Genomic DNA, 16,588 nt, shown 5'->3' with positions numbered 1-16,588 from the left:
CAGAATATTGAAAATGCCCGTCAGCTTTGTTCTCGGCTTGAAGCCATCACAATGTCCAACTCACACTTCGACGTGGCGGTGATCGGTGCGGGGCCTGGTGGCTATGCGGCTGCGTTCGAAGCGGCGGATCTCGGCCTGCGCACCTGCTTGATCGATCGGGAGCCGCAACTGGGCGGGGTCTGTCTGCTGCGCGGCTGCATCCCGTCGAAGGCGTTGCTGCATGCGGCGCGATTGATTACCGACGCACAAGAGGGTGCGAGCTGGGGCCTGACGTTCGACAAACCTCGCCTGGATCTTGAGGTTCTGCGACGCCGCAAGCAGACGATCATCGACAAGCTGACCAAGGGCGTGCGGACGCTGGCCGGGGCTCGCAAGGTCGAGGTGATCCAGGCCACGGCTCGGTTCAAGAATGCCACGACATTGATCCTGACGGAGGCTTCCGGGGCCGCCGACTCCACCCGCGAGCTGACCTTCGGCCATGTGATCGTGGCGACCGGTTCCAGGCCCGCCTCCCCTACCTCTCTCAGGCTGGATGATTCCCGCGTGATGGATTCGACCGGCGCCCTCGACTTGCCGGAGGTGCCTCGTCGCCTGCTCGTGGTGGGCGGCGGTTACATCGGGCTCGAACTCGGGACCGTCTATCAGGCCTTGGGATCGGATGTGACGCTGGTTGAAGCGCTGCCTCGAATCCTGAACGGAGCGGATCAGGATCTCGTGCGGCCTCTGCAGCTTCGCCTGCAGAAGAAGTTCTCGGCGATCCGGCTTGAGACGACCGTTGAGAAGCTCGAGGCGCGCAAGGATGCTGTCGCCGCGACGATCAAAGGGGCAGAGGGTAGCCAGACCGAACTGTTCGATCGGGTGTTGGTCGCCGTCGGTCGCAAGCCGAACAGCGAGCAGTTGGGACTCGATCAGACCAAAGTCGCCCTGTCCGACAAGGGGTTCATCCAAGTGGACCGGCAGCTGCGGACGGCCGAACCGACGATCTTCGCCATCGGCGACGTGGTCGGCGAACCGATGCTGGCCCACAAGGCCTCGCACGAAGGGATCGTGGCGGCCCGCGTCATTGCCGGTCGCCAGGCTGAGTTTGATGCGGTGATCCCCGCCGTGATTTTCACCGATCCTGAGATCGCCTGGTGCGGATTGACCGAGGAGGCGGCGAAGGCTTCGACGCAGGAGGTCACGGTCATGCGCTTTCCTTGGGCCGCCTCCGGCCGGGCCACGACGGTGGGACGCAACGACGGCCTCACGAAGCTGATCCTCGACAAGGAGTCTGGCCGCGTGTTGAGCATGGGCGTCTGCGGCGTCGGCGCGGGCGAGCTGATTGCGGAAGGCGTGCTGGCGATCGAAATGGGCGCGGTCGCGGAAGACCTCGCCGCCTCGATCCATCCCCACCCGACCCTGAGCGAGACGGTGATGGAGTCGGCGGAACAGTTCCTGGGCCAGGCCACCCACGTCTACCAGCAGAAACGACCGGCCTCTCCTTCTGCATAGGTGCCGGTCTTGCGGCTGCTCGACCTCACGCTCCCCACCCCGATCGAGAATCTCGCACTCGACGAAGCGCTGCTCGAGGAACTGGACGAACAGGGCGGCGAGCCCATCTTACGGTTCTGGGAAAGCGAGCGGCCGTTCGTCGTGCTCGGCGCGAGTTGCCGCATCCACGACGATGTCCATGTCAAAGCCTGTGCGGATGACGGCGTGCCGTTGTTGCGGCGGGCAAGCGGCGGCGGAACGGTGTTGCAGGGGCCGGGCTGCCTGTCCTATGCGTTGCTGCTGCCGCTCGACTGGCATCCGGATCTGGCGGACATTCGCCGCACCAATGCGTTCATTCTCGAGAAGATGGCTGAGGTGCTCAGGCGTTGGGAACCGGGCGTGACGTTCCAGGGCATCAGCGACTTGGCCATCGGCGGCAGGAAGATCTCTGGCAACGCGCAACATCGCAAGCGTCGGGCGATGCTCTTTCACGGCACGATCCTCCATGGCATGACCGCGGACCTCATCGCGCGCTATCTGAAAGTGCCTGTTCGCCAACCGGACTATCGGGCGCAGCGCCCGCATGAGGGATTTGTGCGGATGATCGCGGTCTCGCCGAAGGACATCAAGGACGCGATGGCCAAGGCATGGGAAGCGGACCGCAGGCTGGAGCATTGGCCCGAGTCTCGACTGCAGGATTGCATGAAGGCGTTGCGGGAACGAAGCAGCAAGGATTAGAGTTTCGGGATGCGGAGCGTCTTACTGATCATCAAACTGCCGGAGAGAATGAATAGCAGCGAGAGCGGATGGAGGGTGCCTGGTCCGATGTGCCATGTCCCCCACCAGATGTCCTGCCCCACCCGGCCTTGCCAGGCCGCGAGCGCCAGAAGCCCTGTGAGCAGAAACGTCGTCGGGATCGGCGTCCCTTCGAAATAGGCGACCTTTTCGCCGCCCGCTGAGAGCGATTCAGCCGTGACGTTGTAGCGGGCCAGCCGGCTCACGCCGCAGCAGACGAAATAGATCAGCGCAAGCCCATCCCACCAGCCTCGCAGGCCCGCCGCAAACCCGAGGACGGCCGGAGCGACGCCGAACGAGATGACGTCCGCCAGCGAATCCAGCTCACGCCCCAGCGCCGAATGTTCGTGCCGCCAACGCGCAACCCGCCCGTCGAACCAATCGAAGAAGAGCGCGCCGGGCGTGAAGGCCGCTGCCAAGAGGAAATGGCTCGGCTGACCGCTCTCCATATAGAGCATGGCGCAGAGCACGGCGCCGACGCCGCAGGCCGCGTTGCCTAAGGTGAGCACATCGGCCAGGTGGAACTCGCGGATCATGGAGAAATGCTTCGTCGGCATGGCGTCAGCCCAATCTACCCGCGCCTTGAGGAGATGTCCAGAAAACCCCTTGCTCTGTCAGACGAACGACTTGGTTCAGTCACTCACGGAGAGAACGGCTCGTGCGCGGGTGAGGTCGGAAGGAAGAGCGCATTGATCTCAGCGCGCGCCGGAATACCAGCATTTGAGAACTCTCCATATTGCGTAGCTGCCATTAGAGGAGTACCCTGCTTGTTGCTCACCCGGTCGTTTTCTTGCCAAGGAGGCCGCCATGAAATCTACCCGCCTGTGTGTCCTGACCGTAATGATGACGCTCGCGTGGCTTGCGCCTGCATCCGCCGAGTTGCTGGCGTTGCTCAATTTTGAGAGCAAGCCCAATCAGGCCCAGCGCCGCGAAGGGATTGCGATCATGGAGATCGATCCCGCGTCGCCGGATTTCGGCAAGATCCTGATGGAGATTCCGTTGCCTTCCGACTTGGTCGCGCACCATATCTTCTTCAATCGCGACCGCTCCAAGGCCTACATCACGGCTTTGGGGAAGAGCCTGCTGCATGTCGTGGACCTGACGAGATTCCCCTATCGCCTGCGCGCAATCGATGTGCCTGATTGCATGGTCGGCGAAGACCTGGTCGTGTCGGAAGACAATCGCACCTGGTTCCTGACCTGCATGGGGTCGAGTTCGGTGATTATGGGCGATGCGGTGGCGGACCAACCGATCAAGACGATCAGGACGCCGGAAGGCGGAGCAGCCTCGGTTCTGTATCCGCACGGCATTGCCATCCACAATGGGATCGATCGTGTGTTGATCACGAGTACGGTGAAGCCGGACATGTCCGAAGCCGGCGATTCGATCACGGTGCTCGAGGCCAGCAGCGGCCGCGTCCTGTCGACGCATCAGGTCAATGCCAAGCCGGGGACCGCCAAGTCTGCGCCGGTAGAAGTGATGTTCGCGCCCAACTCGACGCCGCCGGTGGTGCACGTGACGAACATGATGGAGGCCAGTCTCTGGACCGGTGTTTGGAACGCGTCGACGAAGACGTTTTCCTTTCAACAGGTGGACGATTATGCGGCCAGGCAACAGGGCGTGCCGCTGGAGATGATGTACAACGCCAAGGCGGACCGCCTCTACGTCACGACCGCCAAGCCGGGCTTCGTGAACATTTACGATAACAGCGACCCGGCGAAGCCGAAATTTCTGCAAGCCATCCCTGCCGCCGCAGGCGCCCACCATACGGTGCTCTCGCCGGACGAGCGCTACCTGTTCGTACAGAACAGCCTGTTGAATTTGGACGGCATGAGCGACGGCTCGGTGACCGTGATCGATCTGCAAGAGGGAGGCAAGGTCATTGGCAGCATCGACACGTTGAAGGCGGCGGGCTTCAACCCGAACTGCATTATGCTGTTGCCGAATCACTTTCAGTCGGGAGGGTTACGCGCAAGCCGGTGAGTGAGGAGCGTGGGACGGGAGACGTGAGGCATGAGAGGGAAAATGCGGGACAGGAGAAGAGTGTCTGGCGTCCTCTCCCCGCTCACTCTCCCTGTTGGCTTTCCAGAAAGAGCGCCTGTTCGAGGGAGCGGAAGAATTTCTGATAGGGCACGGGGTCTTCGACGGCCTGGAGATAATACTGCGCGCTGGCGCGAACGACGAGTTGCCCTTCGTTGCGCCGGCGCACGGTGGCGGTGAAGCGAACCAGGTCGCTGCGGTGCCAGAACGGCCCCCACGAATGGTAGGCCTTGGTAAAGACGATGAGGCTCTTGCCGTCGTAGAGGTGATAGTAAGGATCGGGAAAGGCGTCGGACCGTTCGATCCCCTCGAAGCGCTTGCCTGAGACCAACCCGAGTTCCTCGTCCACCACCTCCACCATGAATCCGACATCCTGCATGGTGGCGACGATGCCTTCGAGCACCCGCCGCCGGTCGGTCGTGTCGAAGAGACGGCTTTGCGCTGCCCGCAGCTTCACCTGGCTTTCCTCAGCACGCCAGATCTGGTCGCGCGAGTCCCACTGGTTTTGATGCCGCAGTTCGTACAGCCCTGGGCAACCCTGGAGCAGCAGCGCGAGACCGGCGACGGCCAGAACGGTCCATTTTATGCTGATCATGTGGCCTGGTAGGTTGATTAAAGCTCTTTCCGATTTATCAGGTGATGCACCATCTCGGACGAATCAGGCTAACCCCGAGAATGTTCAAAATGGCCGTCAGCGAGGCCGCAGGCGGAGAAACCACCGCAGGCGTACCCTCTGGGGTACGTTGAGGATGGCTTCAAGCCGAGAACAAAGCTGGCGGGCATTTTCAACATCCTACTAGGGTTTCGTGATGAACAACGATCGTTCTAGAGTCGCAAAGAAATTCTGATACACCTTCGGGTCCTCGATCGGCTTGTTGTTGTAGATGGCGTTGGCCCGCACCATCATGCGCCCTTCCGGCTCCGGCCGCACCGTGACCGTCACGCCCAAGACATCGTAATAGTGAGGTTCGGCGAACCGCGCCGCCGTGACGAGTCCCAGCCCCTCGTTGGCCCGCTCGATGATGAAGCCTAAGTCCTGCAGCGCGGCGATCACGCCCCGCATGGCTACCTGGCGATCCGGGATGTCGAATGTGCGCGTCTGGAGGCTGCGGATCTTCATTTGCGCATCGGTCGGCGCAAGCAAGTCTTGGGTGGGTTGGGGGCCGACACATCCGTACAGCAACAGGAGACTGAAAAAGATCGCCAGCGTCGTTCTCGCTGCGCTCAGACCCGCAACGTATTCCAGAGGGTACGCCTCGGCCCTTCGTTCGCTGCGGCCTCGCCGGTCAGCCTTTCTGAGTCTCCTGGAAAGATTGATACCTCGCGACATTGCTTTCAGCATGAATCTCACCGCAACCTCTTAAATCGTGAATCCTTCCAAAAACACGGCTTTGGATAACTTGGCAAAGAACTGTTGGTAGAGCAGCGGGTCGCGGATCATCTCCATCTTTTGTTCACCCGGCGGGATGTAATTGCGATCCGCGTGGCCGTCGCCCTTCCACACGACGCGGTAAAACAGGATGCGCACCTCATGTTTCGTGCCCTCGGCATTGACCGGCCGAGCGACCAGGGTCGCGGCGATCTGCTGGTGGAGGTCCACTGGAATGATCAGGTGGCCGAGGGAGATGAGCCAGGTGAAGAACCGCGTCAGGTCCTGTCCGTATTCCCTGGCGCTGCGTTCCTTCGTCGCGCGCAGGAAACCGACGTCCTTCACGCTTTCTTCCACCTGGAACCCGAGGTCTTGCAGGACGGCGGCCGAGGCGGAGAGCAACTCCGACTCGTTCTTCGTTTCGTACAGGCGGATCTGCATGGCCCGGTTCTGCTGGCTTTCCGGCGTGAGTTGAAAAAACTCCGCCGGTTGCAGCGTCGGGGTCTCGCAGCCGTGCAATGCCGACAGGCAGACAAGGGACAGGCCGAGGAATCCGACGGCCTGCCGGCCGGCGCGCGCCTGTTTAGAACTGGGTGGAGTTGTAGGCAAAGTCGCGGACCTTCTTCTCCTCGTCGTACTTGATGATGATCGTGAGCGTCCGCTGCCTGCTGGAGCTCGAGTGATCGCTCGAATTGGCGCCGAGGATGATGATGCCGCCGAAGGCGGAGCTGGAGGTATCGACCCGATCCGTAGAGACCTTGTCGTAAATCCAGACCTCGCGGCGCTTCTCGTCGGTCGTGACGATATTGGGGCTGCCGAGCAGTTCGGCAACCTGAGACGCCGCCATCCCGAGCTTGATTTCGCCTTGTACTTTTCCGACCGTCAGCCGATCTTCCTTGATCTCCGCATGCTTGCCTCCACACCCGGCCAGGGCGAGGCAGAAACATAATCCGATCGCCACCCATCCCGTTTTCATGCGTATGTCCCCTTTCCCATCAAGAATGTGCTGCCTGGCACGTGGAGAAAGCTTACCGAAATGGAACCGGGAAAAGAAAGGTGTCCGAGCCGCAGGACGCTAAACGTGAAACGGAAGACGCGGGACGAGAAACGCTTCACGAGAGACGAGATACGCCGCTGGGCTAATGGCCTAGAGCATATAGCCAGAGGGGATGGGAAACGTCAGACGTGAGACAAGATGCGATACCCGCGGCGGCACTCACAGCTGATCGCTGATAGCTGCAGCCCGTTCGTGCCATAGGCCATAAGCTATACGCCATAGGCTCTTATTCTGCGCAGCTACGCTGGTGCTATTCCAACGGTGAAGCTGGTGCGTGGCCGAACAGCAAAAAGAACTCCATCCCTCCCCCTTCCCGTGCCTTGGCCCAGGCTCGTCCTCCGTGCCGCTGCGCAACCTGTTTCACGATGGCCAGCCCTGCCCCGGTTCCGGGAATCTCCCGCCCGACGGCGCGTTGGAAGAGTTCGAAGATCCGCTCGGCATGTTCCGGCTTGATGCCGATGCCGCGATCGCGCACGACGAATCCGGCGCCGCCTTGCGGCCTGTCCGCCTCCTCGATGGCCTCAATGGCGATGTCCGGCGCCTCATCCGGCCGGTGGAACTTCAGCGCGTTGGCAATCAGATTGTAGAGCGCCTGTCTGGCCCACGTCCTGTTGACCATCACATCCGGCAGCCTGTCCCCGATGCGCACCTTTGCGTTGGTTGCCCGGATGGTCTCTTCCAGTTGCCGCAGGGCATCCTCGACTAGCTGCCGGCCCGGCACCAGCTCGGCGGGCGGCTCCATGCGCTGCGCCCGGGAGAGCGCCAGGATGTCGTTCATGAGTGCTTCCATGCGTTGCGCGGCCCGGATGACGCGATGGAGAAAATCGAGGCCGGCTCGGTCGAGCTGACCGGCATGGCGTTCTTGCAACAGAGCGGAAAAACTGGCGATCGCCCGCAGGGGTTCGCGCAGGTCATGCGACGTCACGTACAGCAGGGTCTGCAGGTCGTGGTTACGTGCCTCCAACTCGGCGGTTCGTTCGCGTACGCGCCGTTCCAACTCTTCGTGCGATCGACGGAGCGCCTTCTCGGCTTCGTCTCGTTCCGTCACATCGCGCGCGATCGCGTACAGAAACCCGTCGGGCTGGGGCGCGGATTTCCAAGACAGGAGCCGCCAGGATCCGTCCTTGTGGCGGTAGCGATTCTCGAATTGGAGGACTTGGTGGCCCTCGGCGATTTGCCGTTCCAATTCACGGATCGTGCGGGGGACGTCGTCGGGATGGATGAGTGAGAGGTAGGGCGTGGAGAGCAGCTCCTCGGTCGTCCATCCCAGGGTGCGCGTGAAGGCCGGGCTGACCTGTTTGAAATAGCCGTCTGAGTGGGCGATGCAGAGCATGTCCAGGGAAAGCTCGAAGAATCGCGCCATGTCGCGTTCGGCCGCCAGGCGGGCGCCCGATTCGATGCGAAGGCGTCGGTTGATTTCCTGCGGTTGGCGTTCGCCGTCGGACGGCGAGGAGGATGCGGCAGTCTCGCTCATAGGGCTAGGCGGCTCCTCGATCGCTCTCGCATGCGGCCTTGGTGTGCCCCTCGTGACGAGATGATCCTAGTCTAGTCCGCGCTCCGGAGCAATCCCAAGCAAACGGAAATTGACCCGCCCAATGGCCCTCTCAAAGACCGCCGCCATCGCTCCCTGCCTCCCGACCGCCGTCACGATCCCATGATGGCATGTGTGCCGTGGGTGATCGCCCCGCCCGCGCGCAACGCGGCCGTGACGAGCACCGACTCAGCGACCTCGGAATTCGTCGCGCCGAACTCCCGTGCCTTGTTCGCGTGCAGTTCGATGCAGTAGGGGCATTGCGTCGTGAACGCGACTGCCAGCGCCATCAGTTCCTTGTACTTTCTCGGGATCGTGCCTTCGGCCAAGGCGGCCCGGTCGAAATCGACGAACGCCTTCATGGCTTCCGAAGCATGGGTGCCCAAGTCTTTCATCTTGGTCAGGTTGTTCATGTCATATAACGTTGTTGTCTGCGCCTGTGCCATGATCGTCCTCCCTGGTTGAGCGTGCCGATGCGGTTATGCCCTCGTGCCGATGACCTCCAGATACTCCGCCTGGACGACCGTGGCCCCACCCTGCGCCCGATTGTGTTGGGTCCAGAGCGATTCCAACTCTCCACCGAGCCGCTGCGTGCCGGCCTCGTCCAACGAGGCGAACGCGCGATTGATCGGGCCGTAATAGCGGCGGAAGAAGTCGACGACTTCCGCCGGAGGAAATGGATAGTCGAGCCGGTAGAGTCTCCTGCTCAGGTGCAACGATGAGAGGCCCTGCCCGAGCCGTTCGCGGACCGTCGCTTCATCCCCCCACAGGACCGGCGACGGCATGCCGGATGGCGCAATGAATTTCGCGACGGTCTTGAACATCTGCCCGACGAATCCTTGAGGCGTCCAATTCGCCATCGCGACGGTCCCTCCCGGCACGCACACGCGCAAGAGTTCCTGTGCGACCAGGTCCGGACGTGGTGCGAACATCGCGCCCAGAACGCTCACCACCAGATCGAACGACTTATCGGCGAAAGGCAGCGCCTCCGCATCCGCTTGGTCGAACGTCGCCCGAAGGTTCTCGGCCTCCGCCCGCGCTCTCGCCCGTTCCACCCAGTTTGCGGCGATATCCACGCCCGTGACGTCCAGGCCGTCCTTGGCCGCGATCAACGCCAGCTGTCCGGAGCCGCAGCCTACATCGAGCAACCGTGCGCCCGGTGCGACCGGTAGCCGCTCATAAAACTCCCGAGCTCCCGCCTCGAGGTATCGAGAAAAGCGGTCGTAATCCCCGGCCGACCAAATATGCCGAAGGCGTTGCTTCAATTCATCCAAGTCTGCCGCCACAGTGCCGGTCGTCATGATGTCCCCCTCTCGGTGTATGGTGAAATGTGTGGGCTCGCTACCCCGTCACGGGACACCATAGTCCGATTCATCTCCTGCGTCTTATCCCGCCGTCTGGTTCTCTTAGCCGTACCGTGATACGCTGTGGACTCGCTTATCCCGGCGTCCGGCTCGCTTAGCCGGCGCGCTTCGTATCTTGGCGAGCGAGATTCCCGTGGATGTCCTGTCCGAAGTGCTGAAGACCGTCAAACTCGACGGCGCTGTGTTCTTTCACGGTGAATTCTCCGCGCCCTGGTGTATGCGCGAACCGGATTCCGACAGCATGGCCTCGTATTTATCCGCCGACAGCAAGCATGTGATCATCTTCCACCTCCTGACGGAAGGGCGCGGCCACGCCAGGGTCGAGGAGGACGCCACGCCCGTTTCTCTCATCGCGGGCGATCTCGTGATCTTTCCCCATGGCGATGCGCACCTCATGGGCAATGGTCGGCCGGTGACGCCGGTGGACAGCACGAAGCAAATTCAGCAGGTGCTGGCCGAGGGCAAGATGTTGTCGCAATACGGCGGCGGCGGGGAAATGACCAAGCTCATCTGCGGCTATCTCACCTGCGAGCGGCAACTGAGCCAGGTCTTTCTCGCGGGGCTTCCCCCGTTGATGAAGCTCCATATCAGGGATGAGTCGTCAGGCCGCTGGCTGGAGGAGACGCTGCGCTATTCGGTGGAACAAGGTGAAGCTGCGGGACCAGGCGGCAAGGCGGTGGTTGCCAAACTGTCGGAGGTGTTGTTCGTGGAAGCCTTGCGCCGCTATGTGGCGCAGTTGCCCGCCACCCAGAGCGGCTGGCTCGCCGGCGTGAGAGATCCGGACGTCGGGCGAGCCTTGGGGTGCCTCCATCGAGATCCGGCCAGGCCTTGGACGATCGCGACGCTGGCCGACGAAGTGGGCCTTTCCCGTTCCGTGCTCGCGGAGCGATTCCGGCATTACCTGTCGGAGACGCCGATCGGGTACCTCACCCGTTGGCGGCTCAATCTCGCGGCGCAGCTCTTGAGTGCGACATCGAAGAGTGTGGCCGAGGTCGCGGGCGACGTCGGATATGAATCGGAGCCCTCGTTCAATCGCGCGTTCAAGCGTGAGTTTGGACTCCCGCCTGCCCGCTACCGGCAGGGAGCGAGGGCCCAGGTCAAGCAGACCACTCCCTGACGAACCACACCTACCCCATCGATTGAGACGACGATGCAGCTTGACCAGGTCGTACCCTTCGGACGCTCGTTGGACGAGTATCGACATATATTCTCGCTGAGCGAGGCCGACTTACGTCGGCGGATTGTGGCGGTGGCTGACGGGCCGGCGAGCTTCAATGCGGAGATGCAGGGCCGCGGCGGTCTGGTGCAGTCGATCGATCCGCTCTATCGTTTCGATGCGGAGGAGATCGAGCAGCGGTTTTATGCGGTCGTCGATGGAATCATCGACCAGGTGAGAGCGAGCCCGGAGGATTGGGTATGGAGCTATCATCGGTCGCCCGAACATCTGCGGGACCATCGCATTCGCACGCTGCACAGGTTCCTCTCCGACTATGAAGAAGGCCGTCAAGCCGGCCGTTATCGGATCGGCGAGTTGCCGGATCTTGCCGGTGACGGAGATCAATTCGATTTGGCGCTCTGTTCCCACTTTCTTTTTCTGTATTCGGATCATTTCTCGTATGAATTCCATCGTGCGTCCGTCGATGAGTTGCTCCGGCTGGCGCCGGAGGTGCGGATCTTTCCATTGGTCACTTTGGCCCTCAAGCGGTCGCCCTATCTGGACGACCTCGTTCGTGACCTGACCCGCCGCGGCCACGCAGCCGAAATTGTAACTACCGGCTATGAACTGCAGCGTGGCGGCAATCAAATGCTCCGCATCCGGAGGGGCATGGGATCATCTCTTTCTTCACCGTCCACGCCCGGGCTTGACTCGTCCCCCTCCTCCGCATAGGGTAGGCCGCGCGTGGCCAAAGGCCGCCGGCGTCACGGCGGCTGTGTCCCTATATATATAATGGAGGAGCTGAGGATGAAATTTGTGAAAGTAAAGGATGAGGAAAGGCCCGGTGAAGTGGCGATCAATCTCGATCTCGTGCGGGAGGCCCATTACGGCGGCGGGTTGCTTCATCTCTACTTCGAACGGAGCTCCTCCTCGCAAGACGACATGACCTTCACCGGTGAGAACGCCCAGAAGATCTGGGCGGCCATGGGGTAACCTCCCGTCAATGGCCCTGACTGCCACCATATATAAAGCAACACTTCAGATTGCCGACATGGATCGGTCCTATTACCGGGACCATGCGGTGACCATCGCGCGTCATCCGACCGAAACCGACGAGCGGGTCATGGTGCGTCTTCTCGCCTACGCGCTCCACGCGGATGATGGATTGGCTTTCGGCCGTGGCATCGGCGCGGAGGACGAGCCTGCGCTGTGGAAGAAGGACCTGACCGGCCGCATCGAGCAGTGGACCGAGGTCGGTTTGCCCGACGAGAAAATTTTACGACAGGCCTGCGGGCGGGCGGACCATGTCTTGGTCTATGCCTATGGCGGACGGAGCGCCGCGCAATGGTGGGACAAACACCAGACTGCGCTGTCCCGTCTCACCAACCTCACGGTGATGAACCTGCCGTGGGAAGGCACGCGGGCGTTGGCGACGTTGGCGAGCCCCAACATAACGCTGCAATGTACGGTGCAGGAAGGACAGGTCTGGTTGGCGAACGGTTCGAACAACGTACAGCTAGAAATGACCGTTCTCAAACCAGCGGATGGTGTGACTCGTGGCTGATGTGAGCACAAGGCGCGGCGGTATGCAGGAGCCAATGTGAAAGAGAAGAAGCGCATCCCGACGGACGGAGCGGCCGTGCCGTGGAAGAGTCCCTTTGCGGTGCTGAAAGATGTGGTCGTTGCTGACCCTGCGCCTGGATCCTCACAATCGGTCTCCCCTCCTTCATCCGAGGAACGCGGGACGAAAAGTCGCGGCCGTGTCGAGATCCAGCGCCAAACCGCCCATCGCGGCGGCAAGACGGTCACGGTCGTGAGCGGATTCGTCGGCATCGGGCAGGATGAAAAGGAACGGTTGGCGAAGGAGATGCAGAAGGCCTGCGGAGCCGGCGGGACGGTCAAGGAGGGCCGGATCGAAATTCAAGGAGATCAACGTGAGACGGTGGCGCGGCTCCTCACGAAGGCGGGCTTCCGGCCGGTGTTCACCGGGGGCTAGGCCGCCTCGCTACTTCCCCTCGGTTCCCCAGAGGATGTCCACGTTCGTGGCAGCAATCACCTGGAACGTTTCTCCCCCTCCCGTGCAGCGACCGGTCTGTTCAGCGCCGGAGTGTGGTCCGAACCCCTCGATGATGTCGGCCGTTCGCGATCGCGACCCATGATCGGCTACTTCTCTTTCCCTTTCCGCTTCACGGTGCGAGGTGCCGTCGGTTGTTCGCCGGCCCGCTTTTTATCCTCTTCGATTTGTTTCTCCAAGGTTGCGACTTGGGCTTGGTATCCCGCGATTTGCCGGTCGAGTCTTGCCGCGATCGTTGCCTTCGCCTCAGCCAGATCGGCCATGCGCGTCTTGAGGTCGACAATGGTCGATTCCCGCGTGGCAATGGTGGCCGCCGTGGTCGGCGGCTGCTTCTGTGCCGCCTCGAGCGCGGCCTTTGCGCCGCTGATGATCTTTACCTGTTCCGCCACCAGCTGATTCAGAGTCGGCATGGTCCTGCTCCTTCGACATTCGTGTTTATGGTTTGTTGAATCCGGAAATCGGGGTCGGGATGCCGCCGAAGTTAATCGGTCGGCTTTGCGCCATGTTGCCCATATACACGGCATCCTTCAAGCCGTGGAAATCCACGGAGGGAATCGCCCCGACCATCTTGATGTGATTGCCCATCACGACGGCGCTACGGCAGAAGAGCGAGACCGTGGCCTTGTCGTCCGCCGGGACGCTCCTATGCCAGCAAAAATTATCGTTGAAGAACACTCGCTCGAAGCGGCGGCGTATCGTATTGCTGACCGGCAATTGTTGGATCTCGACGAGCGCCGATCGGCCTGGGCCGATGAACTTGTTGTCGAGGACTTGGGCGCTGAAGCCGAGCACCAGTTGTCCGCCGTCCAGATTAATCACCTGCTCCAGCCATCCGCGCAGCCAAGCGGCTCGATGCTCATTGTCCACCTTGAGCAGGGCGACATTGGCATAGGAAATGAGGTTGCTCTGCACCCGCGCTTCCAGCACCAGGTCCGCCACGAGCCCCAAGCAGAGCGTACTGACCGTCTGGTCATCCGGCGACACCCCGGTGTTCATGATCTCGCAGGATTCCACCGCCAGTTCCCCGATCAGCTGCGATGCGCCGAAACCGATGGCCGGGGTAGCCTGGTAGCCGCAGGACAGGATGCGGTTGTGCGCAAACGCGTAGCGACCGAAGCCGACGAGGCTGATTACGCCCCACTGGCTCATGTCTTCGATCCGATTCCCGATACAGGTCAGCGACGTATGGACGAAGCAGGTGATGCCACTGCTCCCGTGCAGGAGCCGGTTCTCCGCGAAGGTCTGGTTCGTGCCGTTGCTGGCGGCGATCGGCCATTCCGTGTTGGTCACCTGGTTGCCGCGCACGGTGGTCTGGATGCAGTTCACGGTCAGAATGCCGAACCGAACTGCCTGTGCCTGGCTCTCGATCCGATTCTCCGTGACTTGAGCGCCATCGTTGGCATAGAGCAGGATTCCGTCCTGCACGCCGATCAGATGATTGCCGGAGATCTGTCCGCCGGATGATCCCAACCCGGTCTTGGCGCCGAGGTTGGCGACCAGAATCGCCAACGGGTGCACCGAGCCCGCTTCCTTCACCTGCGACCGTAGATGGTTGCGCTCCACGAGGCTGTTGTCCCCGGAGATGCAGATGCCGCCGTATTCCGAAGAGTCATACAGGAGGATGTTGTCGCGCACGATGCAGTCATCCGCTGCCACGTCGATCCCGAACGCCTTCACCGTGCCGCTCTCCAACTCAGCACCAAGCCGGACGATGTAATTGCCGCAGATGCTTGAACCGGCGGCGAGCGAGAACGGCAGCCCGCTCAGTAACCCGTCGTTGACGGCGATGCCGAACATGAAGCCCAACACGCGGTTCTGTTCGATGCGCGAAGGCAGCGACACATCTTGCAAGAAGATGCCGATGAACCCCGCGTCCGATGTCCTGCCGCTCAGGGCGTCGAAGGTGTTGCCGGTCACCTCGAGCCCCATCGTGTGTTCGATGGCCCACAGGCCGTACCAGACGTGGTCGATCGAGCAAGAGGTGATCCGGACGTCCGCGCTGCCGGAGACCAGCAATCCGACGATGCGGCTTTGCGCTTCAGGATGGAGCACGCAGCCGTCGACCTTCACTCGGCGGCAGTGGTCCACCCACACCATCGGACGCAGGACGGCGTCCTCGATTTTTCTGGTGGCTACCCTAAAGGTGATGCCGCTGACGGCGACCTGTTCCAGCACGAGGCCATTGGGGTGCCGAACCTGCAGAACGTCGGCCGCGTCGGCCCGGACGACTCTGGCGCCCAGCGATTCACCATGCAGGGAGACGTTGGAGCGTTCGATTCGAATCGGCGCAGTGATCGGGTGATCGCCCACTTTCAGGCAGACGCAGCCGCCGGATTCCGGTAAGGAATCGAGGGCGGCTTGAATGTCCTCGCCCGGTCGCACCACGACCGTGCAACAGCCCGGCTTCAATTCGGTCAGCGGTGGAAACACGTCACGGCAATCGCTGATGGTGGTCCAATTCGTCCCGTCAAACGTGGCCACCGCAAGTCGGCAATAGTGATGCTGGATTCCAAACGGTAATTGAGTGGCCGGCTCATTTGTTGCCGAATCAACGGGCCATTCCACATCGGCCGTCGCGGTTCGCGCGGGAATCAACCAGTAGCCGCCTGTGTGGTAACTTCCGGTCGTGAACCGAACCCGAACGCCATATTCCAAATCGATCCAATTCTGATTGTTGGGTTTCAACAGTGCAGCCATGTCCCAACGCCGAATGCGCGGATTGCGCGGGAAGCCGGCGATAGCCGTCGGGCCGGTAGCCGTAGCTGGGTCAATTGTAAGGACATTTCCCTGGGCCTTGACTAGTTGAACAAGGGTGCCAGGCTTGCCCGACAGCTCGATCGTATCGTCGATCAATTCGACCCACTGGCCGCTGCCGAAACTCAGCACGTTGTCGCGCCCGATGCTGCTGACTGTCAGGTCATTGACGTTTTGCGATTCCCATTTGGTCACGACGGAACCGTTGTCGCGCGACCACTTGAAGGTGGCAGCGCCTAGATTCCCTTTCTCGTGGACTTCGACACGATAATGCTGGTTCTCCAGCCTGCGGTAACCCGCGCCCGGCGCGACGATGCATGGGTCGTTGGATGGTGTACTTACCGCCGCGCGGGCCGCCACCTTGCCGGTGCCCGCCGCGATTTCCTCGTCCCACGACGCGAATGCCGTCGAGCAATTCGCGGCGAGACCGAGCGCGCCGACCTGGAACAGTTTCACTTGCCAGACGGTCTTCGCCCTGGTCGCGGTGTCAGGCCCTCCGAGCGCGACTTCACGAATAGACGCGTCCTCAAGCGCGGTGATGTGCCGCGACCAGACGTCGATATACGCCAAATACGTGCCCGCGGAGGCGACAGCCTGCACATCCGGCAAGTCAGGTTGTTTAGTGTACGCGACTATTTGCTCGTTCTCGCAAAGAATGCCGTCGACGTAATAGCGCCCGCCCGAAATCAAAAGGTCGCCGGACGCCACCGCTGGGGGGTTTTCATTCTCAGGCAGCGTCTTCTCTCCGGCGGTCAGATCGTTGGCACTGGCGACGATGTGAAAGCCGGCATCATGCACCGGCGCACCGCAGTGTCCGATGACGTCGATCGTCCCGGTCTCGATTCGATGTCCGGTGATGTCGAGTTGCTCGTTCCAATCGGCGTCGAGCTGCACTCGCCCCTGCTGCATCAATACGCCGTTGTAGTGTTTGGTCTTGTTGAAAGTTGATCTTGTAGTGTCGGCTTTCATGATAGTTCC

18 protein-coding genes are annotated in these 16,588 nt (G+C 61.6%); 8 read left to right on the top strand and 10 right to left on the bottom strand.

Annotated features, from left to right (window positions below):
- Positions 1 to 51 precede the first annotated feature (51 nt).
- Positions 52 to 1,491, top strand: coding sequence for a dihydrolipoyl dehydrogenase (gene lpdA / locus KF814_00430; GenBank protein MBX3234588.1), 1,440 nt, complete (start codon positions 52 to 54; stop codon positions 1,489 to 1,491).
- Positions 1,492 to 1,500: 9 nt separating this feature from the next.
- Positions 1,501 to 2,208 (top strand): lipoate--protein ligase family protein, encoded by a 708-nt coding sequence (locus KF814_00425; GenBank protein MBX3234587.1) that lies wholly within the window; start codon positions 1,501 to 1,503, stop codon positions 2,206 to 2,208.
- On the opposite strand, the gene KF814_00420 is transcribed toward KF814_00425, so the two are convergent.
- Entirely contained in the window at positions 2,205 to 2,822 is a 618-nt protein-coding gene (locus KF814_00420; protein ID MBX3234586.1) for a CDP-alcohol phosphatidyltransferase family protein, read from the bottom strand. The two genes, KF814_00425 and KF814_00420, sit on opposite strands and share 4 nt — an antisense overlap.
- 250 nt (positions 2,823 to 3,072) lie before the next feature.
- Between KF814_00420 and KF814_00415 the strand changes: the two genes are divergently transcribed.
- Positions 3,073 to 4,248, top strand: a complete 1,176-nt coding sequence (locus KF814_00415) for a YncE family protein (protein MBX3234585.1) — start codon at positions 3,073 to 3,075, stop codon at positions 4,246 to 4,248.
- Positions 4,249 to 4,330: 82 nt separating this feature from the next.
- Here KF814_00415 and KF814_00410 read toward each other — a convergent pair whose 3' ends face one another.
- The 7 genes from KF814_00410 to KF814_00380 form a co-directional block, all read right to left on the bottom strand.
- Positions 4,331 to 4,900 carry a hypothetical protein gene (locus KF814_00410; protein ID MBX3234584.1) on the bottom strand — a complete coding sequence of 190 codons (570 nt, stop codon included), beginning with the start codon at positions 4,898 to 4,900 and terminating at the stop codon, positions 4,331 to 4,333.
- 201 nt (positions 4,901 to 5,101) lie between these two features.
- Positions 5,102 to 5,533 (bottom strand): hypothetical protein, encoded by a 432-nt coding sequence (locus KF814_00405; protein MBX3234583.1) that lies wholly within the window; start codon positions 5,531 to 5,533, stop codon positions 5,102 to 5,104.
- A gap of 132 nt (positions 5,534 to 5,665) precedes the next feature.
- Positions 5,666 to 6,283, bottom strand: coding sequence for a hypothetical protein (locus KF814_00400; protein MBX3234582.1), 618 nt, complete (start codon positions 6,281 to 6,283; stop codon positions 5,666 to 5,668).
- A complete protein-coding gene (locus tag KF814_00395) occupies positions 6,258 to 6,656 on the bottom strand; it encodes a hypothetical protein (GenBank protein ID MBX3234581.1) in 399 nt (132 codons plus the stop codon). The genes KF814_00400 and KF814_00395 overlap by 26 nt, the downstream gene beginning before the upstream one ends.
- Before the next feature lie 325 nt (positions 6,657 to 6,981).
- A complete protein-coding gene (locus tag KF814_00390; protein ID MBX3234580.1) occupies positions 6,982 to 8,205 on the bottom strand; it encodes a PAS domain S-box protein in 1,224 nt (407 codons plus the stop codon).
- 170 nt (positions 8,206 to 8,375) lie between these two features.
- A complete protein-coding gene (locus KF814_00385) occupies positions 8,376 to 8,708 on the bottom strand; it encodes a carboxymuconolactone decarboxylase family protein (GenBank protein MBX3234579.1) in 333 nt (110 codons plus the stop codon).
- A gap of 33 nt (positions 8,709 to 8,741) precedes the next feature.
- Positions 8,742 to 9,563, bottom strand: coding sequence for a class I SAM-dependent methyltransferase (locus KF814_00380; protein ID MBX3234578.1), 822 nt, complete (start codon positions 9,561 to 9,563; stop codon positions 8,742 to 8,744).
- Between the two features lie 196 nt (positions 9,564 to 9,759).
- Here KF814_00380 and KF814_00375 point away from each other — a divergent pair, with 196 nt between their 5' ends.
- The 5 genes from KF814_00375 (at position 9,760) to KF814_00355 (ending at position 12,778) form a co-directional block, all read left to right on the top strand.
- On the top strand, positions 9,760 to 10,743 hold the full coding sequence (locus KF814_00375) for an AraC family transcriptional regulator (protein ID MBX3234577.1): 984 nt from the start codon (positions 9,760 to 9,762) through the stop codon (positions 10,741 to 10,743).
- A gap of 33 nt (positions 10,744 to 10,776) precedes the next feature.
- Positions 10,777 to 11,514: an SAM-dependent methyltransferase gene (locus KF814_00370; GenBank protein MBX3234576.1), complete on the top strand. Its 738-nt coding sequence runs from the start codon at positions 10,777 to 10,779 to the stop codon at positions 11,512 to 11,514.
- A 75-nt stretch (positions 11,515 to 11,589) separates the two neighbouring features.
- Positions 11,590 to 11,775, top strand: coding sequence for a hypothetical protein (locus KF814_00365; GenBank protein MBX3234575.1), 186 nt, complete (start codon positions 11,590 to 11,592; stop codon positions 11,773 to 11,775).
- A 10-nt stretch (positions 11,776 to 11,785) separates the two neighbouring features.
- Complete coding sequence (locus tag KF814_00360) at positions 11,786 to 12,346, top strand: YaeQ family protein (protein ID MBX3234574.1); 561 nt, start codon at positions 11,786 to 11,788, stop codon at positions 12,344 to 12,346.
- Between the two features lie 36 nt (positions 12,347 to 12,382).
- Positions 12,383 to 12,778: a translation initiation factor gene (locus KF814_00355; protein ID MBX3234573.1), complete on the top strand. Its 396-nt coding sequence runs from the start codon at positions 12,383 to 12,385 to the stop codon at positions 12,776 to 12,778.
- 167 nt (positions 12,779 to 12,945) lie between these two features.
- Here the strand turns inward: KF814_00355 and KF814_00350 are convergent, their stop codons facing one another.
- Together KF814_00350 and KF814_00345 are read right to left on the bottom strand one after the other, a co-directional pair.
- Positions 12,946 to 13,266 (bottom strand): hypothetical protein, encoded by a 321-nt coding sequence (locus KF814_00350; protein ID MBX3234572.1) that lies wholly within the window; start codon positions 13,264 to 13,266, stop codon positions 12,946 to 12,948.
- 25 nt (positions 13,267 to 13,291) lie between these two features.
- Positions 13,292 to 16,579 (bottom strand): right-handed parallel beta-helix repeat-containing protein, encoded by a 3,288-nt coding sequence (locus KF814_00345; GenBank protein MBX3234571.1) that lies wholly within the window; start codon positions 16,577 to 16,579, stop codon positions 13,292 to 13,294.
- Between the last annotated feature and the right edge of the window lie 9 nt (positions 16,580 to 16,588).

The sequence above is a fragment of the Nitrospiraceae bacterium genome (assembly GCA_019637075.1).
In the GTDB taxonomy this organism is placed as follows: domain Bacteria; phylum Nitrospirota; class Nitrospiria; order Nitrospirales; family Nitrospiraceae; genus JAHBWI01.
This window is presented reverse-complemented; position numbering and strand designations above follow the sequence as displayed.

Excerpts from the sequence above, each read along its gene's own strand:
- lpdA (MBX3234588.1), top strand. The coding sequence starts at position 52 with ATGTCCAACTCACACTTCGACGTGGCGGTGATCGGTGCGGGGCCTGGT.
- KF814_00420 (MBX3234586.1), bottom strand. The coding sequence starts at position 2,822 with ATGCCGACGAAGCATTTCTCCATGATCCGCGAGTTCCACCTGGCCGAT.
- KF814_00415 (MBX3234585.1), top strand. The coding sequence starts at position 3,073 with ATGAAATCTACCCGCCTGTGTGTCCTGACCGTAATGATGACGCTCGCG.
- KF814_00410 (MBX3234584.1), bottom strand. The coding sequence starts at position 4,900 with ATGATCAGCATAAAATGGACCGTTCTGGCCGTCGCCGGTCTCGCGCTG.
- KF814_00390 (MBX3234580.1), bottom strand. The coding sequence starts at position 8,205 with ATGAGCGAGACTGCCGCATCCTCCTCGCCGTCCGACGGCGAACGCCAA.
- KF814_00385 (MBX3234579.1), bottom strand. The coding sequence starts at position 8,708 with ATGGCACAGGCGCAGACAACAACGTTATATGACATGAACAACCTGACC.
- KF814_00380 (MBX3234578.1), bottom strand. The coding sequence starts at position 9,563 with ATGACGACCGGCACTGTGGCGGCAGACTTGGATGAATTGAAGCAACGC.
- KF814_00370 (MBX3234576.1), top strand. The coding sequence starts at position 10,777 with ATGCAGCTTGACCAGGTCGTACCCTTCGGACGCTCGTTGGACGAGTAT.
- KF814_00365 (MBX3234575.1), top strand. The coding sequence starts at position 11,590 with ATGAAATTTGTGAAAGTAAAGGATGAGGAAAGGCCCGGTGAAGTGGCG.
- KF814_00360 (MBX3234574.1), top strand. The coding sequence starts at position 11,786 with ATGGCCCTGACTGCCACCATATATAAAGCAACACTTCAGATTGCCGAC.
- KF814_00350 (MBX3234572.1), bottom strand. The coding sequence starts at position 13,266 with ATGCCGACTCTGAATCAGCTGGTGGCGGAACAGGTAAAGATCATCAGC.
- KF814_00345 (MBX3234571.1), bottom strand. The coding sequence starts at position 16,579 with ATGAAAGCCGACACTACAAGATCAACTTTCAACAAGACCAAACACTAC.